A 25,736-nucleotide genomic window follows, 5' to 3' on the forward strand; every position below is an offset into this window, starting at 1 on the left:
ATCCCCGAAGACGCCGACCGTGACGCGATCTCGGAATCGATCTTCCGCATGGAGAAGTCGATTCAGGAGTATGTGCCCGGATACCGGTTGCTCAACGATCCGCAGTTCGATGATCCGTCTGTTGTTTCGGGTGGGTTGGCGAAGGTGTCGATCTTCGTCGAGGTCGAGGGTGCGGGTGATTTCCTGCCGCCGTATGCCGGCAATCTCGACATCATGACGGCCGCGGCCACCAAGGTCGGCGATGTGCTGGCCGATCAGATCCTCTCGGCTCGGGTGTAAGGAGCTTCCCCCATGGTCTATTCAGCAGATCTCGACATCCGCGTCACCGACACCTCCCTGCGTGACGGCTCACATCACAAACGCCACCAGTTCACCACCACCGAGGTCCGCGACATCGTCACCGCGCTCGACAGCGCGGGCGTGCCGGTCATCGAAGTCACCCACGGTGACGGACTGGGCGGTTCCTCGTTCAACTACGGGTTCTCCAAAACCCCCGAACAGGAACTGATCAAGGCGGCCGCCGAATCGGCGAAGAACGCCAAGATCGCCTTCCTGACGCTGCCCGGCGTCGGCATCAAGGAAGACATCAAGATCGCGCAGGACAACGGGGCATCGATCTGCCGCGTCGCCACACACTGCACCGAAGCCGATGTCTCGGTGCAGCACTTCGGGTACGCCCGCGAGCTGGGCCTCGAGACCGTCGGCTTCCTGATGATGTCGCACACCCAGCCACCCGAGGCGCTCGCCGCGCAGGCCCGCATCATGGCCGACGCGGGCTGCCAGTGCGTCTACGTCGTCGACTCGGCGGGTGTCCTTGTCCTGGAACAGGTCACCGACCGGGTGGCGGCCCTGGTCGCCGAACTCGGTGACGACGCCCAGGTCGGCTTCCACGGCCACGAGAACCTGGGCTTGGCCGTCGCGAACTCGGTGTACGCGGTCCGCGCGGGCGCCACCCAGATCGACGGTTCCGCCCGCCGCTTCGGCGCGGGCGCGGGCAACCTGCCCGTCGAGGCTTTCATCGGTGTGTGCGACAAGCTCGGCATCAGCACCGGCGTCGACTTCTTCGCCGTGACCGATGCCGCCGAGGACGTTGTCCGCCCGGCCATGCCGGCGGAATGCCTGCTCGACCGTCAGGCCCTCATGATGGGCTACGCGGGCGTGTACTCCAGCTTCCTGCGCCACGCCGAACGCCAAGCCGAGCGCTACGGCGTCTCCGCCGCGCGGATGCTCGTCCGGGCGGGCGAGCGCAAGCTGATCGGTGGGCAGGAGGACCAGCTCATCGACATCGCCCTGGAACTGCAGCGCGAAGCCGCTGTCACCGTGTGACCGCGGGCGCGACCCCGACCAGCCGCGCGCTGTCGTCCCAGAGGCGCGAGCCGAGGCCGTCGCGCCGCGCCGTGTCCGAGAGTTCCGGCGCGGTGAGACGACCACGGCGCAATGCGACCAGCACCCGGCCCGCGGGTGGTCCGGCCGCGCCGGAGGCCAAGTCCCCCAGGGCGTTTCCCGCCGCGTCCCGGGTGTTCATTTCGGGACGGAACCAGCGCAGCGGCGCACCGAGCGGGGTGCCCAGCGCCGACCAGGCCAGGCGTAACGGTGCGGCCAGGTCGCGGGCCAGGCCGGTACCGAAGACCTGACCCGGGTCGTAGGCGATCGTCGTGATGCGCCTGGCACGGAGGCCCGGGTCTGCCGCGAGGCTCAGCGCGGTCAGTACGGTGCACAGTTTCGCGGCGGTGTAGGCGTGCTGTCCGGCCCGCTTCGCGACGGCATCCCGGCCGGGGTCGCGGTCGGGATGCGCGAGCAGCTGCGCGTCGGCATGACGTGGCGTGGCCAGTCCGGCGCCGGTGGCCGGGTCGTAGGTGCCGCTGGTGGTGAGCACGATGCGGGCGCCGTCGGCCAGGGCGGGTAGGAGGAGCCGCAGCAGCAGGTAGTGGGCGAGGTGATCGACGGCGAAGGTCGTCTCGAAGCCGTCGACCGTGCGGCCGTCGGCGTCGGGCCGGATCACGCCCGCGTTCAGCACCAGCGCATCGATGCCCTGGTCACCGGTCTGCGCACGGACCTTCTCGGCGAAATCCCGGACGGAATCCAGACGGGCGAGGTCCAGGGGGAAGCCGGGTGCGGCGCGCGCGCCGATCAGCACCCGGGCGTCCGCGGCGAGGCGCCGGGCGGCGATCGCGCCGAATCCCGCACTGCCGCCGGTCATCACGATGGTGGTCATCACAGCCCCTTCCCGAGGGGATTATTTATTGAGCACGAACTCAGTATATCTCTTTACTGAGCTTCAGCTCAAGAAGTAATCTGGGCCGTATGACAACGCCCAGGCGCGGCAGGCCACCGTCCGGCGGCCGCGAGCAGATCCTCACCGCAACCTACGAACTGCTCCGCGATCCCGGCATCGCCCGCCTGACCACGCGCGAGATCGCCACGCGGGCAGGCGTTTCCGAGGGCAGCATCTTCTACCACTACGGCAGTCGCGACGGCCTGCTGTCCGCGGTGTTCGAGCAGGCCCTCACCCCGCTGATCGCCCTGCGCGAGCAGGGCATCGGCACGCGCGGCCTGCCCGAGACCCTGGACACCTTCACCGCGACCGTCGAGGAATTCCTGGAACGCGCGGTGATCGTGCTGTTCGCCGCGCAGGCCGATATCGATCTGCGCGGCGGGCTGCACGCCTTCCTCGCCGCCGATCCGGACCGCAGGCCGCAGCGCGGGATCGCGCTCGTGGGCGATCACCTCGCCGACCTGCAGGCGGCCGGTCGCATCCGCGCCGGAATCGATGTCCACACCGCCGCGTTCCTGCTGGTGAGCAGCTGTTTCTTCCGGGTGGGTCAGCCCTGGCTGATCGGTGCGGCGCCGGTGCCGTCCCGCGCTGCGGTCCTCGACACCTTCCTGACGATGCTCGCCCCCTGAGCGGTCAGCGGCGGTGCATCGACTCCTCGTTCTCGTAGCCGAGGGTCACATCGTGGGTGATCTCGCCGCGGGTCACCGACACCTGGCTGGCGACCGGCGGATACCCGCGAGCCACCACGGTGTACTCGCCTTCGGGCAGATCGGGGACCAGGTAGCGGCCCGTGTCGTCGGTGCGGGCGGTGGCCGCCGGGTCGCCACCGGCGTCGAGGACGGTGATCTGCACGTCGGCGACCGGGCGATCGCCGTCCACCCAGGCCGAACCGACCAGGATCGCCATCGGCTCGAGATCGATGTCGTGGTGCAGCGAGCCGGTGTCGGGCACCATCAGCGCCACCGCGGCGGGCCGCATGTGGTCGGCCACCGCGACCAGGGTGTAGGTGCCGCTGACGACATCGCGGCACACATACACCCCGTCCTCGCCGGTGATCGCCGCCCCGACCACATCGCCCTCGGCGTCGGTGAGCGTGATCGTCGCCCCGAGCAGCGGTTCGCCGCGGCGCGCCGACCGCACGATGCCGGTGAGTTCCCCCGCGCCGATCAGCATCAGGTCCACGTGCTGGGCCCGCTCCCCCATCGACACGCTGACCGCCTCGGGCTGATGTCCCGGCGCGGCGGCGATGAGCACATAGTTGCCCGGTTCCGGCGCCTCGATGACGTAGGCGCCGTCGGCGTCACCGCTGCCCCGGGCCACCTGGTGTCCGTGCTGCTCGATCAGGGTGAGGATGGCGCCGGGCACCGGGCGCGCGTCGTCGCGGCGCAGCAGTCCCGCGATCACCCGGCCGGTGGCGGCGGGCCGCAGCTGACCCGCCATCTCCTGCGCGTCGTGCAGGCTCACATCGCGCAGCAGGGTGCTCTCGGCGTCCTCGCCGGGCACCGGATCCTCGCGCAGCGGAATCTCTTTCATGAACACCAGCACCAGGCACGCGACCACGGCCAGGTCGGCGGCGAGGAAGAACACGCCGTGCATCGCGTCGGTGAACCCGGTGAGGATGGGGATCCGTAGTTCGTCGGGCAGCGCGGCGATCCCGCTGGTGTTGCTCTGCAGGGCGGCCAGTTGTCCGGCGTCGAAGCCGGCGGGCAGCTGCCCGCCGAAGGCGCCCAGGATCGAACCGGGCAGCCGGTCGAACAGCACGGTCAGGAACACCGCGACGCCGAGGGTGCCGCCGAGCTGCCGGAAGAAGGTGGCCGCCGCGGTCGAGACACCCATCTCGGTGCGGCCCACCGCGTTCTGGGCGGCGATGACCAGTGTCTGCATGCAGCCGCCGAGCCCGACGCCGATGATCGTGCTGAAGGCCAGCGGCTGCCACAGCGGCCCGTCGAAGCTGACCCGGGCGAACAGCGCGCAACCGATCGCCAGGATCAGCGCACCCAGGACCGGCAGCACCTTGTAGCGACCGGTGGCCTTGGTGATCAGCCCGGACAGTTGCGAGCCGATCATGATGCCCAGCACCAGCGGCAGCATCAGCAGACCGGCCTCGGTCGGCGAGAAACCCCGCACGACCTGCAGATACTGCGGGACCATGGTGATCGCGCCGAACATCGAGACACCGACCAGGAACCCGCCCAGGATGGCGATGCTGAACGTCGAGCTGCGGAACAGGCGCAGCGGGATGAGCGCGGCGTCCTTCATCAGGTACTCGACCACCAGGAACAGCAGCAGACCCAGCACGCAGATGCCGTAGCAGAGCAGCGCCTTGCGCGAGGTCCAGCCCCACATCCGGCCCTGCTCGGCCACGATCAGCAACGGCACCACGCCGATGACGAGGGTCAGCGCGCCGAACCAGTCGATCCGGCTCGGCCGCCGCACATGCGCGACGTCGAGCACCTTGGCCACGACCAGGAACGCGACCACCCCGACCGGCACGTTCACCAGGAACACCCAGCGCCAGCCCTCGATGCCGCCGAGGCTCTCGTAGCCGGACAGGAAGCCGCCGACCACCGGCCCGAGCACGGTCGCGATGCCGAACACCATGAGGAAATAGCCCTGGTAGCGGACCCGTTCGCGGGCGGGCACGATATCGCCGACGATGGTGAACGCCAGCGACATCAACCCGCCTGCGCCGATCCCCTGGATCGCCCGGAACCCGGCGAGCTGATACATGGTGGTGGCGAAGCAGCAGGCCGCCGAGCCGAGCACGAACACCGCGATCGCGATCAGATAGAACGGTTTGCGCCCGTAGATGTCGGCGAGCTTGCCGTAGAGCGGGGTGGTGACGGTGGCGGTGATCAGGTATGCCGTTGTCGCCCATGCCTGTTCGTCGAACCCGTCCAGACTGTTCGCGATCCGCACGATCGCGACGCTGACGATGTTCTGGTCGAGCGCGGCGAGGAACACCCCGAGTAGCAGGCCGGACAGGATGGTGAGGGTCTGGCGGTGCGTGAGGCGTGGTTCGGCAACGACGGTATCGGTCATGGAGAAGCCCTGGTTCTGATCGGCTGGCAAGTGGGGGTCGATCATTCGGCCCACACGAGGGCCGACAACCCCGCTGCGAGGAAAACATTGCGCCGCGGGTGGAACTCTTCATGCACTGGTGCGCCGAGCTTACCCACGTCGCGTTCGCCGTCGACAGGGAGGGATCATGTGACCGCCGATTTCACCGCGGATAGACCGTTCGCGGCGCGCTGATCGCACCCTCGCGCACTGCCGCTTCAGCCACCGGGTCATCCGCGACATCAGCGCACCGCAGCGCAGGCAGCGGTGGCGACGGTGGCCGGGTGGAGTTGCGTTCGGTGACGGTGCGGCGACATGATGGCTCATCCGCCCCGCGATCCACAGTATCGAGGAATTCCTTTGTCCGACAACGACGAGTACGGCCGCAGCGCGCTCAATGCCGCCGTCGACGCGACCATCGTCGCGGTCCGCCGGATGTTCTACGTCCTGGGCGACGACATCGATCGCACCGAGGGCCCCATCGAGTTCACCTTCCACGACGGGTCCACCCTGCTGCTCGACGCGGGCGTCGACGGCGAGGAACTCCGGATCGCCGGTGCGCCCTGGCGCGATCCGTTCGAACCGCTGGTCGACCCGGTGAACATCGAATACGTCGCCATCTCGGGCAAATACACCGCCTTCGATGTCACCGACGAGGCGCCCTACGACATCCTCGCCGGCCGCCGGGTCGACGCGGTGTCGGTGGTGCCGCTGGCCGACGGCCGCCCCCGGGCGGCGACGCTGTACCTGGGCACCGGCCTGGTGAAGGCGGAGTCGATCGCCGACGAACTGATCGTCACGCTCGTCTCGGTGTGAGCGCGGCGCCCGGCCGCGACGACCGTGGGTTCCCGGCGCGCGGGCATCGCTCGAGGCAGCATGGGGCGCGTCGGTGTGGGTGTGGGTCGGGAAGGTGTGGGTGGCGTTGGAGCAGGTCAGGTGGCGGTCGGGCTGGGGTGTCGCGGCGGGATTGTTCGTCGCCGTCTTCGTGCTGGTACCAGCGACTTTCGCGGTGCAGCACGCGTGGCACGTACCGGCGCCACGGCCGATCGCGTTCGCCGAACTCGAACCCATCGCGACCTCGTTCTGGCTCAGCTGGGCACTGACCCTGGCCACGCTGCTGGTCCCGGCCGTGGCGCTGGCGCTGCTGCCGCCCGCCCGGCCCATCGCCCTGGGCTACCTGCTGACGACCACCGTGGTCGGCACGGTGTTGTGCGCGACCACGGTGGGTCTGGCGTTCAGCGGCCTCGATCCGGTGTGAGCAGGCCCTCCGCCACCATGGTCTCGGAGAGCTGGTCGATCACCGCGCCGCGGATCTGGCGGCGCTCGTTGGCCAGCGCGGTGGTGGTGCAGATCCCGAAGGCGCCCTGCTCGTCGTAGAGCACCGCCGCCCCCGCGGCGATCCCCTCGTCGCTGAGATGACTCTCCGCCTCGATACCCATATCGGTGCCGATCGGCATGCGCGAGAAGGTGATCGAGACATCGGTGTTGATGAAGCCGATGCCCTCGGTGCCCCAGTTGGTGACCAGGCTGGTCTGCTCGCCGGTCATGGCGGCGAAACAGAACGGCGAGGCCGCCTCGCCGGCGACGACCGGGATATTGCGCACCCACTTGCGTTTGCGGGTGTCGTTCTGGTGCTCGGTCATCTTCGGTGACCAGCCGTCGGCGTGCCCGTCGCTGCCGAACAGGTGCATGGCCTCCTCGATCCGGGCGAGCGCGCTCGGCGGGGGCAGCGGCCGAGCACGCTCGGCCTGCCACACCTCACCGGGGGGCTGGTTCGAGCGCTTGAGCAGCAGCGCGCTGCCCCTGGCCACCACCGCGCCGTCGGCGCGCAGCTCGATCGCCACCGAGCGGACCCGGTTGCCGTCCCGGATCACCTCGCCGGACACGGTCAGCGGCGCCGCCGGTACCGCCTTGTGCAGGTCGACGGTCAGGCGCGCGGGAACGAAATCGTCGGTGCAGTACCGCGATTCCACCTCGCGCGCCATCAACCCGCACACCGGCGGACCGGACAGGGTGCTCGGCGCCCAGAGACTCATCGAGAACGGGGTCGGCTGGAAAACTCCGTCTACGTGCGTGAAATACGCCGGGGAAGTACTCATTGCCACCCTTTCTTACACTGTAATACGCTCACGATAGAACGTGTTGCAGTGCCAGGGCAAGCTACTCGAGTTCACCCTCGGTCTCGAGGTAGACCTGGCGCAGCCGATCCAGGGTCTCCTGCTCGGGGTGCTCCCAGAGCTTGCGCTCGGCCGCCTCGAGCAACCGTTCGGCGATGCCGTGCAGCGCCCACGGGTTGGACTGCTCCATGAACTTGCGGTTCACCTCGTCGAAGACGTAGCTCTCGGTGAGCTTCTCGTACATCCAGTCGGCGACCACGTTCGTGGTGGCGTCGTAGCCGAACAGGTAGTCGACGGTGGCGGCCATCTCGAAGGCACCCTTGTAGCCGTGCCTGCGCATCGCCTCGAGCCAGCGCGGGTTCACCACGCGGGCCCGGAACACCCGCGCGGTCTCCTCCGAGAGCGTGCGGGTGCGCACGGCATCGGGACGGGTGGAGTCGCCGATGTAGGCCTCGGGGTTCTTGCCGGTCAGCGCGCGCACGGTGGCGACCATGCCGCCGTGGTACTGGAAGTAGTCGTCGGAATCGGCGATGTCGTGTTCGCGGGTGTCGGTGTTCTTGGCCGCGACCGCGATGCGCCGGTAGGCGGTGCGCATGTCGTCGGCGGCGGGGGCACCGTCGAGGTCGCGGCCGTAGGCGTAGCCGCCCCAGGTGGTGTAGACCTGCGCGAGGTCGTCGTCGGTGCGCCAGCTCTTGGAGTCGATGAGCTGGAGCAGGCCCGCGCCGTAGGTGCCCGGCTTGGAACCGAAGATGCGGGTGGTGGCGCGGCGGGCGTCGCCGTGCTCGGCCAGGTCCGACTGGGCGTGCGCGCGCACATAGTTCGACTCGGCGGGCTCGTCCAGCTCGGCGACCAGGCGCACGGCGTCGTCGAGCAGGGCGAGCACGTGCGGGAAGGCGTCGCGGAAGAAACCGGAGATACGCACGGTGACGTCCACGCGCGGGCGGCCCAGTTCTTCCGGGGCGATCACCTCGAGGGAGGTGACGCGGCGGCTGGCCTCGTCCCAGATCGGCCGCACGCCCAGCAGCGCGAGGACCTCGGCGATGTCGTCGCCGGAGGTGCGCATGGCCGAGGTGCCCCACACCGACAGGCCGACCGACTTCGGGTATTCGCCGTGGTCGGCCAGGTAGCGGGCCAGCAGGGATTCCGCCATCGCCTGACCGGTCTCCCAGGCCAGCCGCGACGGGACGGCCTTGGGGTCGACGGAGTAGAAATTGCGGCCGGTGGGCAGCACGTTGATCAGGCCGCGCAGCGGGGAGCCACTGGGACCCGCGGGGATGAAACCGCCATCGAGGGCGTGCAGGACGCGGGCGATCTCGATGCCGGTGCCGCGCAGGCGGGGCACCACCTCGGTGGCGGCGAAGCGCAGGACGGTCCTGACCGCGTCGAGGCGGGCGCTGTCGGCAGGCGACAGGACGGCGCCGGTCGCGGCGGTTTTCGCGGCGGCGGTGGCCAGGATGGCGGTGGCGTACTCGCCGACGAGGGTGTCGACGGCATCGGCCGACCAGTCGGTGGCCTGCAGCGCGGCGAGGAGTTCGCGGGCGCGGGCCTCGACCACGTCGACCCGTTCGCGGGCTTCGTCACCGGCTTCGCTGAGGCCGAGGGCTTCGCGCAGGCCGGGGACGTTCTGCTCGCCGCCCCACAGCTGGCGCGCACGCAGCATGGCCAGCACCAGGTCGAGTTCGGTCTCGGCTTCGGGCGCCTGGCCGAGGATGTGCAGGCCGTCGCGGATCTGCACGTCCTTGATCTCGCAGAGCCAGCCGTCGACGTGCAGCAGCATGTCGTCGAAGACGTCTTCCTCGGGGCGTTCGGCCAGGCCGAGGTCGTGGTCCATCTTGGCCGCGCGCATGAGCGTCCAGATCTGCTGGCGGATGGCGGGCAGTTTGGCCGGGTCGAGGGCGGAGATGTTGGCGTGCTCGTCGAGCAGCTGCTCGAGGCGGGAGATGTCGCCGTAGCTCTCGGCGCGCGCCATCGGCGGGATGAGGTGGTCGACCAGGGTGGCGTGGGCGCGGCGCTTGGCCTGGGTACCCTCGCCGGGATCGTTGACCAGGAACGGGTAGATCAGCGGCAGGTCACCGAGGGCGGCGTCGGTGCCGCAGGAGGCGGACATACCGAGGGTCTTGCCGGGCAGCCATTCCAGGTTGCCGTGCTTGCCCAGGTGGACCATGGCGTCGGCGGCGAAACCGTCGGGCGCGGACAGCCAGCGGTAGGCGGCGAGGTAGTGGTGGCTCGGCGGCAGGTCGGGGTCGTGGTAGATGGCGACCGGGTTCTCGCCGAACCCGCGGGGCGGCTGCACCATCAGCACCACATTGCCGAATCGCAGTGCGGCGATGACGATCTCGCCGTCCTTGTCGGCCGAGCGGTCGACGTAGAGTTCGCCGGGCGGCGGGCCCCACGCCTGCACCACGGCCGCGCGCAGGTCTTCGGGCAGCGAGTCGAACCAGCGGGTGTAGGTGGCGGCGCCGATGCGGATCGGGTTGCCCTCCAGCTGTTCGGCCGAGAGCCAGTCGGGGTCCTGCCCGCCCGCGGCGATCAGGGCGTGGATGAGCGCGTCACCGTCGGCCTGGTCCAGGCCGGGGATCTCGCCGGGTTCGCCGAGGTCGTAGCCGGCCGCGCGCAGTTCGGTGAGCAGGCGGATGGCCGAGGCGGGGGTGTCGAGGCCGACGGCGTTGCCGATGCGGGCGTGCTTGGTCGGGTAGGCCGAGAGCATGACGGCGATGCGCTTGTCGGCGGCGGGGATATGGCGCAGGCGGGCGTGCCGCACCGCGATTCCGGCCACCCTGGCCGCGCGTTCGGCGTCGGGCACGTAGGTGGACAGGCCGTCCTCGTCGAATTCCTTGAACGAGAACGGGACCGTGATGATGCGGCCGTCGAACTCCGGCACCGCCACCTGGGTGGCCACATCCAGGGGGGACAGGCCGTCGTCGTTGTCCTCCCACTGGGCGCGGCCGCTGGTCAGGCACAGGCCCTGCAGGATCGGCACGTCCAAGGCGGCCAGCGCGGCCACGTCCCAGGCTTCGTCGTCGCCGCCCGCCGAGGCGGTGGCCGGCTTGCTGCCGCCCGCGGCGAGCACGGTGACCACGAGCGCGTCGGCGCGGCCGAGCAGAGCCAGCAGTTCCGGTTCGGCGGTGCGCAGGGAGGCGCAGTAGACCGGCAGCGCGCGGGCGCCCTTGGCCTCGATGGCGGTGCACAGGGCGTCGATGTAGCCGGTGTTGCCTGCCAGGTGCTGAGCCCGGTAGTAGACGACCGCGACGGTCGGGGCGTGTGGTTCGAGGATGCGGGCCGAGCGTTCGAGTTCGCCCCAGCTCGGCAGCTGCACGGGCGGCTCGAAGCCGTGGCCGGTGAGCAGCACCGTGTCGGACAGGAAGTGGTGCAGCTGGCGCAGATTCTCCGCGCCGCCCGCGGCCAGGTAGTTGTGCGCGTCGGCGGCGACACCCACCGGCACGGTCGAGCACTCCATCAGTTCGGCGTCGGGCGCGATCTCGCCGCCGAGGGCTACCATCGGCACTCCGCTCGCGCGGACCGCGTCGAGGCCGTCCTCCCAGGCGCGTTTGCCGCCGAGGATGCGCACAATCACCAGGTCGGCGCCGTCGAGCAGCCCCGGCAGGTCCGCCACCAGCAGCCGGGCGGGGTTGCCCCACCGGTACTCGGCGCCGCTCGCGCGCGCGCTCAGCAGATCGGTGTCGGAGGTGGACAGCAGCAGGATCACAGGGTGAGACCTTCCTCGGGTGACGCGCCCAACAGGGTGGTTGTCGTGTGCTCGCCGGAGAGGGTCTGGCTGTTCACAGTGGCGCGACCGCACCGGAATTCCACCGGTTTCCTCGACGCCCGCCGAGCAAGCCGATCGTACTGGCAGCACTCACACCGCAACTTTCCAGCCCGCGTCCCCTTGCTGGACAGGCGTTCACCAGGCCATGGTGGCGGGCATCGCCCGAGAGCGCGCCGCCACCACGGCCTGGTGATCTTGATCAGGGTGTGCGACGCGGGGTGGTGTCCCCGGCGGCGACGGCGGTGGTGACCTCGCCGAGGGCGCGGCGGATCATTGTCCCGTAGTCGTCGTCGGCGAGGGTGTCGATGCGGGCGCGGGCGGCGTCGAGGTGGTGGTCGGCGGCCGGGAAGGCGCCGAGGCGGCGGAAGTTGTCGGCGAGGTTGAGGTGCAGGGAGGGGTAGAAGCCCGCGACCTGCAGGCCCGCGTGGTACTCGGTGAGACGGTGGTCGGTCAGGGTGTCGGCGGCGTCGAGGGCACGGATGTCCCAGGTGAGGGCCTCGGCCGGGTGGTCGTACATGTCGGCCAGGTAGTGGGCGAGGGCGCAGCGGTGCAGCGGGTCACCCGCCGGACCGATCTCCGACCACAGGGCGACCAGCTCGGCGCGGGCGGAATCGGCGCTGCCCGAACGGAATTCGGTCACCGCATCGGTGATCCGGGCCATCACGGAATCGGAGGTGGAGGTGTTCATCGATTTCCCTTTCGATTGGTGGGGTGGGTGCTTCCATCACGCGGGGTGCGGTTCGCGCACGCCGCGAGGCGGACTGCTCAGCGCGGCACCGTGGTCAGCGTTGATGGGTGGGTGCTTCCATCTCGCGGGTGCGATTCAGGCACGCGGGCGAGGCGGACTGCTCAGCGCGGCACCGTGGTCAGCGTTGATGGGTCGGTGCTTCCACTACGCCGGGTGCGGTTCACGCACGCGGCGAGGATGGCTGCGCGCGGCACGGTGGTCAGCGTCGATCGGACGATGACGAGGTGCCGGGTCGTTGGGTGGGGTGACCGCGCAGTGGGTCGTTGCGGCGGGGCTGATGCCGTGCCGGGTCGTGCGTCGACGCCAGGCCACACCAGGTACCCCAGGTCGGCCGCAGCGCGCAGACATTGGCCAGAGGCGCGGGACGGCGGCGTTGGGCGCGACCGGTTGGGTGGCGTTCGGGTCGGCTATCCGGCCGGGGTTTCGGGGCGGCGGGGCATGGTCAGGGTGAGGAGGGTGCCGTCGTCGGCGGAGCGGATGCGGACCGGCTGGTCGGGGGCGATGAGGTCGAGCATCAGGTCCGGGCCCACTGCGCCGGCGACCGCCGGGTACAGGGTGGTGACGGCGAAGTGGATTGTCATGGCCGGACCGGTGACGGTGGCGGTGAGGGTCCGGTCGACGCTGTCGTCGGTGATCCGGAGGCGACCGGCCGGCTCGACGCCCACCGTGACGGTGGCCGCCTGCGCCGACTCGAGTGCGCTCAGCAACGCGCCCCGGTCCACGACCACGCGGACCCGCACCTGCGGCAGCGCCGCCAGCATCGCCCGATAGTCGGGGAAGTCATCGGCCGAATACCGGCATCGCCGAACCGATCCCGCACCGGTCCGGCTGTCCGGCACAGCATTTCGCCCAGCACTGATCTCGGCGGAATCGGCGCGACCGTGTTCGCCACCGGCCACCGCTTCCCGCGCGGCGGCGGGAGCGCCGGATGACGGACGGACCGGTCCACGGCGCTGGTCCGCGTCCGTGTGGAGCGCTGTGGCGTCGCGGTGGCTGTCGTCGGTGAAGCGGAGGTGGGTGGTTTCGGGGTGGAGGCCGACGGTGTGTTGCCTGCGCAACCACGACACCATCGACCGGAGGTCCGCTGCCTCGACGGTGACGGCCCAGGGCGCCACGGTGACGTCGCCGGTGCGCACGCTGCGGGTGGCCAGGCGGTAGCGGTCGGTCGCGGTGAGGACCAATTCCTGTGCGCCCGCTTCGAAATGGATGCTGTCCAGGACCGGGTGCTGCGGATCGGCGACGGTCGCGGTGGCGACCTGGTCGATGGCGGACGCCAGGACCGCACCACGCACCCACACCATGTCGCCGGAATCCGGTAGGTCAACCGCCGACGCGGAACCCACCGCCGACGCAGAACCCGGGCGCATCGTGGCGCGGGCGGCGTCGATGGCGGCGCGCATGCCGGTGAGGTGGCGGTCGAGGGCGGTGAGGTGGGCGTCGAGTAGCTCGTCGGCGCGATGGGGGTCCGGTTCGGCGAGCACGGCGACGACCGCGGGTAGCGGCATGTCGACGGCGCGCAGGCGGCGGATCAGGCGGGCGGTGGTGGCCTGTTCGGGAGCGTAGTAGCGGTAGCCGGTGATGTCGTCGACGACGGCGGGGACGAGCACGCCTGCGTCGGCGTAGAAGCGCAGTGCGCTGGCGCTCAGGCCGCAGAGGCGGGCGAAGGCGCCGATGGTGATCAGCTCGGATTCGGGCACGGGCTCAGGATCGAGGTTCGACCGGCTCGAAGGTCAAGCCGACGCGGCGGATCATCGCGGACCGGTGCCGCGCACGACCATCTCCGGTGCGCCGGTGCCCAGGTTGCGATGGACATTGGCGACCACCATCCGGCCGAGCGCGTTGTTGCCGACCCCGCCGATCACCGCGCCGATCCCGGCCGGGACGAGCGTGCCGAACAGCAGCAGTGTGCGTTTGACCAGGTAGTTGACGATGAATCGTTTGGCGGGTGAGTCGGGCATGTTCGCCAGCCCGGGAATCCGGTCGGTCACCACCGCGAGCCACTGGCCGGTCTTGTGGCCGGCGGTCTCGTCCAGGACCTTGGTCCCGGCCTCCCCCAGCACCACCTTCGACACCAGCTGCGCCTGCCGCGGATCGTCGGGATCGAGCCGGTAGGCCGCCGCGGCACCGACCGACAGCACCGACGAGGCCTCGAGGAAAACAACCGTGTCCACGCCGGTGGCGGCGAGGCTCAGCAGCGTACCGACCCCCGGCACGGCGGCGGTGAGCCCGACAGTGACACCGCTGGCCGTGACCACCACCAGGTACTGCCGCGAGAGCCGCTGCACGATCTCCACCGGCTCGGCGCCGGGATGCCTGCTCGTCAGCCAGTCGACATACCGCCCCACCACGGGCGCCTGCGCGTGCGCCACCCGGTCCAGCGCAGGAACGACCCGCTTGTCCACGAATTCACGCAGCATACGACGACCTCTCCTCGAGCCTTCGAAGCGCACGACTCCACCACCCTAGGCGAAGTCACCGAGCGCGACGCGGCGGCGACACCGGCCAGCCCATGAACGCCCCCGCCCGCACGGCGGCACGACGACACCCGACACATCCACCCGCTCCAGCGGTCCGTACGCACAGACCGCCGGGCCGTCGGCCCCGTGCGAACGGACCGGTACCCGCGGCCATCCGGAACGGGCCGACGGCGACGCGCCTGCGGCAGTGCGGCGGCAGCCGTGCGTGCGCGGTGCGGCGGCCACGCGGCGGCGACGCGGCAGCGGTGCGGGTGGGCAGGTGGGTGTCGGTGGGGCGCCGTAAGGTGGAGGGGATCATGACCAGGAGTACTCCCGACTCGTGTCCCGGCGTGCTGCGTCTGCATCAGGCGGCCGACGGTGCGCTGGCGCGTATCCGGGTGCCGGGTGGCTGCTTGGCGCCCGCGCAGGTGCAGGTGCTCGCCGATGCGGCCCGCGATCTCGGTAACGGCAATCTCGAGCTCACCTCGCGCGGCAATATCCAGGTGCGGCAGGTCCGTGATGCCGCCGAGCTCGCCGCCCGGCTGGACGCGGCGGGCCTGCTGCCCAGCGCGACGCACGAGCGGGTGCGCAATATCGTCGCCTCACCGCTGTCGGGGCGGGTGGGCGGCTTCGCCGAGGTGCACGGGCTCGCGGCCGGCCTCGATGACGGGCTGCTGGCGGATGCGCGGCTGGCCGAGCTGCCGGGGCGGGTGCTGTTCACTCTCGACGACGGCCGCGGTGATGTGAGCACGATGCGCGGTGACATCGGTATCCAGGCCGTGGCCGGGGATCTGTTCGCGGTGCTGCTGGCCGGTGCCGACACCGGTGTGCGGGTCGATGCGAGCGAGGCGGTCGCGGTGATGCTCGAGGCCGCACACGGGTTCCTCGATCTGCGCGGTGCGGGCGAGACCGGGCAGTGGCGCCTGCACGAGATCCCCGGCGGCATCGAGAAGGTCACCGAGACGCTGGACCGCTCCCCCACCGCAACGCCCTTGGAACTCGGTGCGGCACAACCGATCCCGATCGGCTGGCTCGACCAGGACGACGGCCTGGTCACCCTCGGCGCCGGTGTGCCCCTCGGGACACTCCCGGCCCGGACCGCCGAATTCCTCGCCGCGATCGAGCATCCGGTCTATCTCACGCCGTGGCGCAGCGTGGTGATCAGCGATCTCGCCGAAGGTCCTGCCGAGACCGTGGTGCGGGTGCTCGCGCCGATGGGCTTGATCTTCGACGCGAGTTCGCCGTGGCTGCAGGCCAGCGCGTGCGCGGGCCTGCCGGGATGTGCCAAGTCCCGCACCGATGTTCGCGCTGATCTCACCGCGGCCGTCGACTCGGGACGGGTGCGGTCCGATGCTGTCGACCCAGCCCCGGACGCCCTCGTCACCGCCGGGGAGGTCACCGTGTCGGGGCGGCAGCACTGGTCCGGCTGCGAACGCCGCTGCGGCAGGCCCACCGGACCGGTCACCGATGTCATCGCGACCGACGACGGCTACCGCATCGAACACAGCACCCCGACGCTGTAAGCTCCGTCGACACGATTACCCGCGAGTCCACTTGCGGCAGCGCACCTTTCGGGCAGCTGACAACCCGCACGCACCCCACCACCGCGAAAACCGGTCATCGTGGGCGCCCGGGATTCGTACGCCGACCTCCTCGCGACGAGGGGTTTCCATTTGCGCCAGCGCACCTTTCGGACAGCCGACAACCCCGCACGCACCCCACCACCCCGAAAACCGGTCGACGTGGGCGCCCGTGCTTCGTACGCTGACCTCCTCGCAACGAGGGGGTTTCCATGTCCACACTGCAGGTGACGGCCGAACGGCTCATCGTGGTTCCGCATCCCAACGCCGACCGGCTCGAACTGGCCCAGGTCGGCCTGTACCGGGCCGTGGTCGCCAAGGGGCAGTTCGTGACCGGCGAGCACGCGATCTACATCCCGGAACAGTCCGTCCTGCCCGAACCGCTGATCGCCGAGCTCGGGCTGACCGGGAAACTGGCCGGCTCGCAGCGTGACCGGGTGAAGGCGGTGCGGCTGCGCGGGGAGGTCTCGCAGGGCATCGTCTGCACGCCCGCCGCGCTGGCCGGGGTGGATCTCGCCGCGGCCGCGACCGCGCGCACCGATTTCGCGGAGCGGCTCGGCGTCGTCAAATGGGTGCCGCCGGTTCCCGTGTCGATGTCCGGGCAGGCCGAATCGGCGCCGGATCTGCTGCGGTGGATCGATGTCGAGAACATCAAACGGTTCCCCGGCATCTTCACCGCGGGCGAACCGGTGGTGGCGACCGAGAAGATCCACGGCACCGCCTGCCTGCTCACCCATGTCCGCGCCGACGACCGGATCCTGGTCTCGTCCAAGGGTGTCGGCGGCAAGTCGCTGGCGCTGGCGCCCGCCGACGGCAACCTGTACTGGCGTGCCGTGCGCGCGCACCGCCTCGACGACCTCGCTCGTGCCGTCGCGCAGGCGCTGGGCGCCGACCGGGTCGGGCTGTTCGGTGAGGTGTACGGCGCCGGGGTACAGGACCTGCACTACGGCGCGTCCGCCGCGCACGACGACTCGCTCGGCTTCGGCCTGTTCGACGTCGCTGTGCAGCGCGACGGTGAGCCGGTGCGCTGGCTCGACCACCGCGAGATCGGCGCGCTGCTGGCCGAACTCGACCTGACTGTGCCCCGCGTCCCGGTCCTCTACGAGGGCCCCTACGACGCCGACCTGCTGCTGAAACTGGCCGAGGGCACCGAGACGGTCAGTGGTGACGGCGCGAACATCCGGGAGGGCCTGGTGGTGCGCCCGGCCACCGAACGACACTCCCCCGAACTCGGCGGACGGGCGATAGGCAAGATCGTCTCCGACGCGTACCTGCTGCGCGACGGCGGCACCGAGTTCGAGTGACCACGTGCCGCGCGGGCGTTGAACGACGCCCGCGCGGCACCGTTCACGTGTCGCGGCGGGTGTGCAGTTCGAGCACACAGCACTTCACGCCGCCGCCACCCTTGCGCAGTTCGGACAGGTCGACCGGGACCGGAGCGAAACCGCGCGCCCGCAGCTCGGCCACCAGCCCGGTGGCGCCGGGATCGAGGAAGACGTGGTGACCGTCGCTGACACCGTTGAGACCGAACGCGAGCGCGTCGGCCTCGCAGGCCTGGATCGCGTCCGGGTACAGCGCGGCGAGCAGATCCCGGGCGGCGGGACCGAACGCGGGCGGGTAGTAGGCGATGGTGGTGTCGTCGAGCACCATCAGCGCGGTGTCGAGGTGATAGAAGCGCGGGTCGACCAGTTCCAGGGAGACCACCGGCAGCTCGAAGAACTCCTGGACCTCCGCGTGTGCCGCGAGTGAGCACCGGAATCCGGCGCCGGCCAGGATGCGGGTGCCCGCGAAGGTGAAATCGCCTTCGCCCTCGTTGGTTTCGGCGGCCGCGACGAGTTCGCGCAGTTCCCTGGCCGCGAACCAGCGGTGGAAGGCCGGGCCTTCGGCGGCGCGTTCGGGATGGGCGAAGCGCGCCGAGAGGGCGTGCCCGCCGATGACGATCCCGCTGTTGGCGGCGAACACCATGTCGGGCAGACCCGGTTCGCCCGGCACCGTCTCGACGGTGTGCCCGTGCTCCTCGAGCACCGCGCGCAGGATCTCCCACTGGGCCAGTGCCCGCGGCCGGTCCACCGGGGTGGCGGCGTCCATCCAGGGATTGATCGCGTAGGTGACGTCGAAATGGTCAGGCCGGCACATGACATAGCGGCGCGGGGTGGCGACCCGCGCGGGTACCGGGAGGCGAAGGGGGGCTGCGGCGGTCATCAGGGCTCCCGGTGGCTGCGCGGATCGTTGATCCGACGATAAGTGCCGTCGCATTGCACGCGGAACATCGATTCATTGCGAATTTTCGTGCCAGAATGAGGAATCATTGCGTTCGACCCGCCGAGGAGCGACGTGGACGACATCGATCGACGCATTCTGGCCGAACTGCTCACCCACGCCCGCGCCTCCTTCCAGGAGATCGGCTCGGCTGTCGGGCTGTCCGCTCCCGCGGTGAAGCGGCGGGTGGACAAGATGCTCGCCAGCGGGCAGATCACCGGGTTCACCGCGCGGGTCGATCCGGCGGCGCTGGGCTGGACGACCGAGGCCTATGTCGAGGTGTACTACCGCGACAACATCTCCCCGGCCGAACTGCGCCGCACACTGGAGCCGATCCCGCAGGTCATCGGCGTGTGGACGATCGCGGGCGAGGCCGACGCGCTGGTGCACGTGATGGCCACCGACATGGCCGAGATCGAGGTGACGGTCGAGCGGATCAGGGAGAACGCGCGAGTAGGGCGCACCCGCAGTTCGCTGGTGATGTCGCGCATCCTGGAGCGGCCGCGCACCTGAGCCGACCGCGGCGGACACGCTGTCACAGGCAGGTTCTAGGGTTGTCCGCATGTCCGACGTGCGTGCCAGCTACCTCACCGACGGGGCCGAGATCTATCGGCGCTCGTTCGCGACGATCCGCGCCGAAGCCGATCTCGCCGGTTTCCCCGCCGACGTCGAACGCGTCGTGGTCCGGATGATCCACGGCTGCGGACAGGTCGACCTGGCCGCCGACATCGCCTACTCCCCCGGCGTGGTCGCCGCCGCCCGCGCCGCACTGCGCGCGGGCAAGCCGATCATCTGCGACGCGAACATGGTCGCCTCGGGTGTCACCCGCAAGCGGCTGCCCGCCGCCAACCCGGTGCTGTGCCAGCTGGCCGACCCGCGGGTGCCCGCACTGGCCGCCGAGCTGGGCAACACCCGTTCGGTCGCCGCACTGGAACTGCTGCGCGAGCAGCTCGACGGCGCGGTCGTCGCCATCGGCAACGCCCCCACCGCGCTGTTCCATCTGCTCGACATGCTCGACGGCGGCGCGCCCCGGCCCGCCGCGATCGTCGGCATCCCGGTCGGGTTCATCGGCGCCGCCGAATCCAAGCAGGCGCTCATCGACTTCGGCGGGGTCGAGTTCCTGACCGTGCGCGGCAGGCGCGGCGGCAGCGCGATCACCGCCTCGGCCCTCAACGCGATGGCGAGCGAACAGGAGTGAGCGCGATCAGCACCGGCAAACTGTGGGGTATCGGCCTGGGTCCCGGCGACCCCGAACTGGTGACGGTGAAGGCGGCCCGGCTCATCGCCGCGGCCGATGTGGTGGCCTTCCACAGCGCCCGGCACGGCCGCAGCATCTCCCGCGCCATCGCGGAACCGTATCTGCGTCCCGGTCAGCTCGAGGAGCACCTCGTCTATCCGGTGACCACCGAGACCACCGATCATCCCGGCGGCTATCAGGGCGCGATCGACGAGTTCTACGAGCAGGCCGCCGCGCGCCTGGCCGTCCATCTGGCGGCCGGGCGTTCGGTCGCGCTGCTGGCCGCCGGTGACCCGCTGTTCTACAGCTCCTACATGCACATGCACCGCCGCCTGGCCGACCGGTTCGAGGCCGAGATCGTCCCCGGGATCACCTCGGTCAGCGCGGCCTCGGCCGCCTTGGGCACCCCTCTGGTCGAAGGCGAGCAGGTGCTCACGGTGCTGCCCGGCACGATGCCGGTCGAGGAGCTGACCGAGCGGCTGCGCACCACCGACGCGGCCGCGATCATGAAGCTCGGCCGGACCTTCCCCGGTGTGCGCCAGGCGCTCTCGGACTCCGGGCGGCTCGCCGACGCCTACTACGTGGAACGCGCGAGCAGTACCCGTGAACGCGTGCTGGCCGCCGCCGAGGTGGACGAGGCCGAGGTGCCGTACTTCGCCATCACGCTGGTGCCCGGCCCGCCGCCGACCACGCCGATCCGCACCCGCTCCGCGGCGGACGCGACCGATCGCAGCCCTGCGGCCACGAGCCGGCCTGCCACGCTCGCGAACAGCGAACCCGTCGCCACGGCACCCCTGGCCTCGGCCACCGGATCGCTGCACGAGCCCGCCGACCCGATCGGCGAGGTCGTGGTCGTCGGACTCGGCCCCGGCGACACCGACTGGACCACCCCACAGGTCACCGCGGCCCTCGACGCGGCCACCGACCTGGTCGGCTACACCACCTACATCGACCGGGTCGCCGAGCGTCCCGGCCAGCGCAGGCACGCCAGCGACAACAAGGTCGAATCCGAGCGGGCCGCGATGGCCCTGGATCTGGCCAGGCGCGGGGCCCGGGTCGCGGTGGTCTCCTCCGGTGACCCCGGCGTGTTCGCCATGGCGGCCGCCGTACTGGAGGTGTCGGCCGAACCGCAGTTCAAGGATGTCCCGGTGCGGGTGCTGCCGGGGCTGACGGCGGCCAATGCGGTCGCGAGCCGGGTCGGCGCGCCGCTGGGGCACGACTACGCGATGATCTCGCTCTCGGACCGGCTCAAGCCGTGGGAGGTGGTCGCCGGGCGCCTGGCCGCCGTCGCCGCGGCCGATATGGCGATCGCCATCTACAACCCGGCATCCTCCCAGCGACGCTGGCAGGTGGGCGCCATGCGCGAGGTGCTGCTCGCGCATCGGGCCCCGGAAACCCCGGTGGTGCTGGGCCGCGATGTCGGCGGGCCGACCGAATCGGTGCGGGTGATCACCCTGGGTGAGCTCGATCCGGACGAGGTCGACATGCGGACGCTGCTGATCATCGGCGCCTCCACGACCACCGCGTTCGAGAGCCCGGCGGGCACCCGGGTGTTCACTTCCCGCAGGTACGGCACCGGTACCCAGCAACTCCGAGCGAACACGCCGTCGTAAGCGGCACTATTGGTGGACCACACACCCAGGCGTAACATTCCACTTAGGAATGTAGTTCGAAGGGAGTTGACCGTTGACCGACACCGCGACTCGACGCCGCCCGCTGAACTCCACCGCGGCCTCGCTACTGGGGTTCCTGCACGAGGGTCCGATGTCGGGCTGGGACCTGGCCACCCAGGCCCAGCAACGCATCGGCGACTTCTGGACCATCACCCAGAGCCAGGTGTATCGCGAACTGTCCAGCATGGACACCGAGGGCCTGGTGACCAAGGGCGAGCGCGGCGCCAGGGAACGCACCCCGTACCGGATCACCGAGGAGGGCCGCGAGGCCTTCGCCGAGTGGATCGCGCGCGACCCCGGCGCCGAGACCATCCGGGTGCCGCTGCTGCTCACCCTGTCCTTCGGCGAACACCTCGACCCGGTCCACCGCGACCGGATCATCGCCGCCAACAAGAACATTCACCAGGACCGCCTGGACCGCTATCTCGACGAGGACCCGACCGGACTGGCCGCCAACCAGCGCGCCACCCTCGCCTTCGGCATCGCCTACGAACGCGCGGTCCTGGAGTGGTTCGAGCAGTTGCCCGCGATCTTCGCCACGGCGAACCCCCGCTGATCCACCCCGCTCAGCGCACCGCGTGCGCGGCGGCGGCACGCAGCCAGTCGACGGCCGCGCAGACCGAACCGACCGAGACCGCACCCGGGGGCAGCGGCGGCCGGTCGATCATGATCACCGGCAGTCCGGCGGTGCGGGCCGCGGCGATCTTCGCCTCGGTCTGCTCACCACCACTGTTCTTGGTGACCAGCACATCGATGCGATGCCGCGACATCAGCACGAGTTCCTCGTCGAAGGTGAACGGCCCACGCGCCAGCAGCAATTCGCAGCGCGGCGGCAGCGGCGCCACGGGGGCGTCGATGGAGCGGATGACGAACCGGTGATCCGCGCAGCCGGCGAAGGCGCCGACGCCCTGGCGGCCGATGGTCAGCAGCACTTGTTCGTGGTGCGGGGCCAGCGCCGCTGCCGCGGCGGCCAGATCGGGCACCCGCGTCCACAGATCACCGCGGCGCTGGGTCCACTCGGGCCTGCGCAGGTGCACCGCGGGCAGGCCGAGATCGTCCGCCGCGGTGGCAGCATGGGCGCTGACCTGCGCCGCGAAGGGATGGGTCGCGTCCACGACGGCGTCGATCGCGTTCTCGCGCAGCCAGGTTCGGAGGCCCTCGACACCACCGAAACCACCTACGCGTACCGGACCGACGGGCAACCGCGGGTTGGCGACCCGTCCGGCGAGCGAGGACACGATGTCGAGTCCTCGCTCGCCGGACGCGATCCGGGCCAGCTCCCGGGCTTCGCCCGTGCCGCCGAGGATCAGGACTCTCAGGGCTGCCCGCTGAAGTAGGCCGAACCCGCGTCGACCAGCGAGGGACCGCCGGCGACGAGCAGGCCGATCACGCCACCGATGATGGCGCCGGGGATGATCGTCACCACGCCGATGGCGCCGAGCAGGGCGCCGATGGCCGCGCCGACCAGGCCGCCGGTGGAGGCGCGCTGCAGTTCGTTCATGAACCACTGCTGCGAGCTGATGTCCTTGGCGGCGACCGCCTTCGGGGTCAGCGTCAGGCGGGTGCCGTCGGCCTCGAGGGTCGCGGCGATCTCGGTGGCCGCGCCGTCGACGGTGCCCGCCAGCGGCACCTGCGCGACGACCTCGCCCGCGGCGTTGGTCAGGGTGACCGAGGCCGCGTCGGCGGACAGCGCGAACGCGCCACCGGTGACGGTGGTGACGACCGACTTGCCCGCCTCGACGAGCTCGGTGCGGTAGGTCACACCACGGTCGGTGCCCTGCACCGAGGGCGCGGCCTGCTCCTGCACGGCGGGCGCCGGGGCGGCCGGCGCGGCGGCCGCAGGGGCGGCGGCGATCCCGGTCGCGGCGATGGCCAGCAACGCGGGGGCGGTGAACTTCGAGTACTTCATGTATCTCCCCATCACGGAAATCGATCCGAGACGATTTACCCGGAACGGCCCCGACCCTACCCCCGGGGCACGCAACTCACACCTTCGGTTCGTAACTTTCACTCCCCCGCGATCCTGCGACAACGGATTCGCCGTGATCTGCATGTGATCTGACCGTGATCGAAGAACCGGTTCCGTCCTGCGTCAACCAGCGGGTTTTACGGCAATCCACTGGGCCACCGGCAGGTGCGGGCGCCACGCGGTGAACCCGCCCAGCGGTTCGCCCCGGTAGACCTGGAATTTGCGCAGCGCGCCGCCGTGGGCCGCGGCCCAGTCCAGCAGCAGCGCTTCCGATTCCGCGGTGACCGCGTTGGCCACCAGCCGCCCGCCGGGCCGCAGGTGCTGCCAGCACCGGGCGAACAACTCGTCCTGGGTGAGGCCGCCGCCGAGAAATATCGCGTCCGGCGCCGGAAATCGTGCCCCGGCTAACTCCGAGCGCACTTCGCCGCGCACCGTTATTCCCGGCACACCGAGCGCGTGCGCATTGGCGGTGATCTGTTCGCGGCGCGCGGGCAGCCGTTCGAAGGTGACCGCGCGGCACAGCGGATGGGTGCGGCACCATTCGATGGCGATGCTGCCGGAGCCGCCGCCGACGTCCCACAACGTCTCCCCCGGTACCGGGGCCAGCGCGGTGACGGTCAGGGCCCTGACCTCGGCCTTGGTGAGCTGGCCGTCGCCGGTGAAGGCGGCGTCGGCCAGGCCGGGCAGCCGGGTGTCGCGCCGGCGCCCCGGATCGGCGACCGTGTCGACGGCCACGATATTGAGCGGGTCACCGGGTGGGTGCGCCCAGCCGTCCGCGGTGCCTGCGCGGATCGCTTCGGAGGGTCCGCCCAGCTGGTCGAGGACGGTCAGGGTGGAGGCGCCGAATCCGTTGGCGGACAGCAATTCCGCGATCCGGGCCGGGCTGCCGGCATCCTCGCTGAGCACGAGCACGCGGCGGCCGTCGGCCAGTTCGGGCAGGATCGTCGGCAATGGCCGGGCAACCACACTCAGCACCGGTGTCTCGGCCAGTGGCCAGCCGAGCCGGGCACAGGCCAGCGAGGCCGAGGACGGCTGCGGGAAGACTCGCAGGGCGCCCGCGCCGAAGCGGCGGGCCAGGGTGACGCCGATGCCGTAGAACATGGGGTCGCCGCTGGCCAGTACGCCGATGCGGCGGTCGCGGTGGTCGGCGAACAGGCCGGGTAGTGCCGGGAGCAGCGGGGTCGGCCACGGCACTCGTTCCACCGCGCCTGGCGGCAGCAAGGCCAGTTGACGCGAGGAGCCGAAGACGACCTCGCAGGCGCCGACGGCGGCCCTGGCCGATTCGCCCAGGCCGGACCAGCCGTCGGCGCCGATCCCGACCACGGCGATCGGGTGCCCGGACCAGGACGGCTCGGTCACCGCGGCATCCGGCGCCAGACGAACTGCGGCAGCAGCCGCATCACGAAGAACGCCACGGCCAGGCTCCCCGGCACCGCGACGCGGGTCGAGCCCTTGGCCAGGCCGCGCACGACAGCGTCGGCGACCTGCCCCGGGGTGCTGGACAGCGGCGCGGGGTCCATACCGGTGGTCATCCGGCCGATCACGAAACCCGGGCGCACGAGCAGCAGCTGCACACCGGTGCCGTGCAGCGCGTCACCGAGGCCGCTCGCGAAGCCGTCCAGGCCCGCTTTGGCCGATCCGTAGACGTAGTTGGCCCGGCGCACCCGCACCCCAGCGATCGAGCCGAACACGACGATCTGGCCCGTCCCCTGCGCCCGCAGCAGGGTGGCCAGGGTGGTGAGCACGCTGACCTGGGCGACGAAATCGGTGTGCACGACCGCGACCGCGTGCGCCGGGTCCTGTTCGGCGCGCGCCTGATCGCCCAGCACCCCGAAGGCGAGGACCGCGGTCGCGATCCCGCCGTGTTCGGCGGCGAGCTTCTCCAGCAGCGGGGCGTGGGTGACGGTCTCGTCGGCGTCGAACTCGACGGTGTGCACGGCGCTCGCCCCCGCGGCCCGCACCTGCTCGACCTCCTCGGTCAGCGCGTCGGCGCGGCGCGCGGCCAGGATCACCACGCGGCCGGGCGCCAGCCTGCGCGCGATCTCGACACCGATCTCACTGCGCCCACCCAGAATCAGGACGGGACCGCCGGTCTGCATACCCATGCCGTCAGTCTGTCATCCTGGACGGCCGGCACCCGCACGCGAGGGTGACGTCGCCGGGCTCGGCTACGGTCGTATCCATGCCGACGACCACCGCCCAGCTCTCCCCCACCGCGCTCGAATTCGTGTCCGAGCGGCACCTGGCCACCCTCACGACCCTGCGCGCCGACGGCACACCGCACGTGGTCGCGGTGGGCTTCACCTGGGATCCCGATACCGGGATCGCGCGGGTGATCACCGACGGCGCCTCGGTGAAGGCGCGCAACGCCGCCCGGGGCGGATACGCGGCGATCAGCCAGGTCGACGGGGCACGCTGGCTCACCCTCGAAGGCCCGGCGACGGTGCTCGGCGAGGCCGACGACGTGGCCGAGGCGGTGCGCCGCTACACCGCGCGCTACCGGGTGCCGCGGGAGAACCCGACGCGTGTGGTCGTCGCCGTGCAGGTGCGCCGGGTGCTGTCGTCGAGCACGCTGAAATAGCCTGCGCCGCAATAC

23 protein-coding genes and 1 pseudogene are annotated in these 25,736 nt (G+C 70.9%); 12 read left to right on the top strand and 12 right to left on the bottom strand.

Features of this window, described 5'->3' with window-relative positions; genetic code table 11:
- Both ACFXK0_RS09370 and dmpG read left to right on the top strand, forming a co-directional pair.
- Window positions 1-279, top strand: a pseudogene (locus ACFXK0_RS09370) (acetaldehyde dehydrogenase (acetylating)); the annotation flags it as partial.
- A gap of 12 nt (window positions 280-291) precedes the next feature.
- Window positions 292-1,326 carry a 4-hydroxy-2-oxovalerate aldolase gene (dmpG, locus tag ACFXK0_RS09375; RefSeq protein ID WP_379409530.1) on the top strand — a complete coding sequence of 345 codons (1,035 nt, stop codon included), beginning with the start codon at window positions 292-294 and terminating at the stop codon, window positions 1,324-1,326.
- On the opposite strand, the gene ACFXK0_RS09380 is transcribed toward dmpG, so the two are convergent.
- Window positions 1,316-2,215 carry an SDR family NAD(P)-dependent oxidoreductase gene (locus ACFXK0_RS09380; RefSeq protein WP_379409531.1) on the bottom strand — a complete coding sequence of 300 codons (900 nt, stop codon included), beginning with the start codon at window positions 2,213-2,215 and terminating at the stop codon, window positions 1,316-1,318. The two genes, dmpG and ACFXK0_RS09380, sit on opposite strands and share 11 nt — an antisense overlap.
- 89 nt (window positions 2,216-2,304) lie before the next feature.
- Here ACFXK0_RS09380 and ACFXK0_RS09385 point away from each other — a divergent pair, with 89 nt between their 5' ends.
- Window positions 2,305-2,904: a TetR/AcrR family transcriptional regulator gene (locus ACFXK0_RS09385; RefSeq protein ID WP_379409532.1), complete on the top strand. Its 600-nt coding sequence runs from the start codon at window positions 2,305-2,307 to the stop codon at window positions 2,902-2,904.
- A 4-nt stretch (window positions 2,905-2,908) separates the two neighbouring features.
- Here the strand turns inward: ACFXK0_RS09385 and ACFXK0_RS09390 are convergent, their stop codons facing one another.
- Window positions 2,909-5,317, bottom strand: coding sequence for an MFS transporter (locus tag ACFXK0_RS09390; protein WP_379409533.1), 2,409 nt, complete (start codon window positions 5,315-5,317; stop codon window positions 2,909-2,911).
- Window positions 5,318-5,695: 378 nt separating this feature from the next.
- Between ACFXK0_RS09390 and ACFXK0_RS09395 the strand changes: the two genes are divergently transcribed.
- Complete coding sequence (locus ACFXK0_RS09395; RefSeq protein ID WP_379409534.1) at window positions 5,696-6,151, top strand: hypothetical protein; 456 nt, start codon at window positions 5,696-5,698, stop codon at window positions 6,149-6,151.
- A 106-nt stretch (window positions 6,152-6,257) separates the two neighbouring features.
- On the top strand, window positions 6,258-6,593 hold the full coding sequence (locus tag ACFXK0_RS09400) for a hypothetical protein (protein WP_379409535.1): 336 nt from the start codon (window positions 6,258-6,260) through the stop codon (window positions 6,591-6,593).
- Here ACFXK0_RS09400 and ACFXK0_RS09405 read toward each other — a convergent pair.
- The 5 genes from ACFXK0_RS09405 to ACFXK0_RS09425 form a co-directional block, all read right to left on the bottom strand.
- Window positions 6,571-7,434: an acyl-CoA thioesterase domain-containing protein gene (locus ACFXK0_RS09405; protein ID WP_379409536.1), complete on the bottom strand. Its 864-nt coding sequence runs from the start codon at window positions 7,432-7,434 to the stop codon at window positions 6,571-6,573. The genes ACFXK0_RS09400 and ACFXK0_RS09405 overlap by 23 nt on opposite strands.
- 61 nt (window positions 7,435-7,495) lie before the next feature.
- A complete protein-coding gene (gene cobN, locus ACFXK0_RS09410; protein WP_379409537.1) occupies window positions 7,496-11,158 on the bottom strand; it encodes a cobaltochelatase subunit CobN in 3,663 nt (1,220 codons plus the stop codon).
- A 259-nt stretch (window positions 11,159-11,417) separates the two neighbouring features.
- On the bottom strand, window positions 11,418-11,906 hold the full coding sequence (locus ACFXK0_RS09415) for a hypothetical protein (RefSeq protein ID WP_379409538.1): 489 nt from the start codon (window positions 11,904-11,906) through the stop codon (window positions 11,418-11,420).
- Window positions 11,907-12,373: 467 nt separating this feature from the next.
- Entirely contained in the window at window positions 12,374-13,663 is a 1,290-nt protein-coding gene (locus ACFXK0_RS09420) for a MerR family transcriptional regulator (RefSeq protein ID WP_379409539.1), read from the bottom strand.
- Between the two features lie 51 nt (window positions 13,664-13,714).
- On the bottom strand, window positions 13,715-14,383 hold the full coding sequence (locus ACFXK0_RS09425) for a hypothetical protein (RefSeq protein ID WP_379409540.1): 669 nt from the start codon (window positions 14,381-14,383) through the stop codon (window positions 13,715-13,717).
- Window positions 14,384-14,739: 356 nt separating this feature from the next.
- Between ACFXK0_RS09425 and cobG the strand changes: the two genes are divergently transcribed.
- Together cobG and ACFXK0_RS09435 are read left to right on the top strand one after the other, a co-directional pair.
- Window positions 14,740-15,945 carry a precorrin-3B synthase gene (gene cobG / locus ACFXK0_RS09430; protein WP_379409541.1) on the top strand — a complete coding sequence of 402 codons (1,206 nt, stop codon included), beginning with the start codon at window positions 14,740-14,742 and terminating at the stop codon, window positions 15,943-15,945.
- Window positions 15,946-16,214: 269 nt separating this feature from the next.
- Window positions 16,215-17,306 (top strand): RNA ligase (ATP), encoded by a 1,092-nt coding sequence (locus ACFXK0_RS09435; RefSeq protein WP_379409542.1) that lies wholly within the window; start codon window positions 16,215-16,217, stop codon window positions 17,304-17,306.
- A gap of 43 nt (window positions 17,307-17,349) precedes the next feature.
- Here the strand turns inward: ACFXK0_RS09435 and ddaH are convergent, their stop codons facing one another.
- A complete protein-coding gene (ddaH, locus tag ACFXK0_RS09440; RefSeq protein ID WP_379409543.1) occupies window positions 17,350-18,204 on the bottom strand; it encodes a dimethylargininase in 855 nt (284 codons plus the stop codon).
- Window positions 18,205-18,336: 132 nt separating this feature from the next.
- On the opposite strand from ddaH, the gene ACFXK0_RS09445 reads away from it, so the two are divergent.
- From ACFXK0_RS09445 to ACFXK0_RS09460, 4 genes are all read left to right on the top strand, one after another.
- A complete protein-coding gene (locus ACFXK0_RS09445) occupies window positions 18,337-18,774 on the top strand; it encodes an Lrp/AsnC family transcriptional regulator (RefSeq protein ID WP_379409544.1) in 438 nt (145 codons plus the stop codon).
- Between the two features lie 49 nt (window positions 18,775-18,823).
- Window positions 18,824-19,459 (top strand): precorrin-8X methylmutase, encoded by a 636-nt coding sequence (locus ACFXK0_RS09450; protein ID WP_379409545.1) that lies wholly within the window; start codon window positions 18,824-18,826, stop codon window positions 19,457-19,459.
- A 5-nt stretch (window positions 19,460-19,464) separates the two neighbouring features.
- On the top strand, window positions 19,465-21,111 hold the full coding sequence (cobJ, locus tag ACFXK0_RS09455) for a precorrin-3B C(17)-methyltransferase (RefSeq protein ID WP_379409817.1): 1,647 nt from the start codon (window positions 19,465-19,467) through the stop codon (window positions 21,109-21,111).
- 73 nt (window positions 21,112-21,184) lie between these two features.
- Entirely contained in the window at window positions 21,185-21,727 is a 543-nt protein-coding gene (locus ACFXK0_RS09460; protein WP_379409546.1) for a PadR family transcriptional regulator, read from the top strand.
- Window positions 21,728-21,737: 10 nt separating this feature from the next.
- Here the strand turns inward: ACFXK0_RS09460 and ACFXK0_RS09465 are convergent, their stop codons facing one another.
- The 4 genes from ACFXK0_RS09465 to ACFXK0_RS09480 all read right to left on the bottom strand — a co-directional run bounded on the left by ACFXK0_RS09465 (window position 21,738) and on the right by ACFXK0_RS09480 (window position 25,245).
- Complete coding sequence (locus ACFXK0_RS09465; RefSeq protein ID WP_379409818.1) at window positions 21,738-22,490, bottom strand: cobalt-precorrin-6A reductase; 753 nt, start codon at window positions 22,488-22,490, stop codon at window positions 21,738-21,740.
- Window positions 22,487-23,080 (bottom strand): hypothetical protein, encoded by a 594-nt coding sequence (locus ACFXK0_RS09470; RefSeq protein WP_379409547.1) that lies wholly within the window; start codon window positions 23,078-23,080, stop codon window positions 22,487-22,489. The genes ACFXK0_RS09465 and ACFXK0_RS09470 overlap by 4 nt, the downstream gene beginning before the upstream one ends.
- 183 nt (window positions 23,081-23,263) lie before the next feature.
- A complete protein-coding gene (cbiE, locus tag ACFXK0_RS09475; RefSeq protein WP_379409819.1) occupies window positions 23,264-24,517 on the bottom strand; it encodes a precorrin-6y C5,15-methyltransferase (decarboxylating) subunit CbiE in 1,254 nt (417 codons plus the stop codon).
- Window positions 24,496-25,245 carry an SDR family NAD(P)-dependent oxidoreductase gene (locus ACFXK0_RS09480; RefSeq protein ID WP_379409548.1) on the bottom strand — a complete coding sequence of 250 codons (750 nt, stop codon included), beginning with the start codon at window positions 25,243-25,245 and terminating at the stop codon, window positions 24,496-24,498. The genes cbiE and ACFXK0_RS09480 overlap by 22 nt, the downstream gene beginning before the upstream one ends.
- Window positions 25,246-25,322: 77 nt before the next feature.
- On the opposite strand from ACFXK0_RS09480, the gene ACFXK0_RS09485 reads away from it, so the two are divergent.
- The gene (locus ACFXK0_RS09485; RefSeq protein ID WP_379409549.1) at window positions 25,323-25,721 is read left to right on the top strand and encodes a TIGR03618 family F420-dependent PPOX class oxidoreductase; all 399 of its coding nucleotides are present in this window, start codon (window positions 25,323-25,325) and stop codon (window positions 25,719-25,721) included.
- Window positions 25,722-25,736 lie beyond the last annotated feature (15 nt).

Origin of the sequence: Nocardia sp. NPDC059177 (assembly GCF_042755165.1) — a bacterium.
GTDB lineage: Bacteria > Actinomycetota > Actinomycetes > Mycobacteriales > Mycobacteriaceae > Nocardia.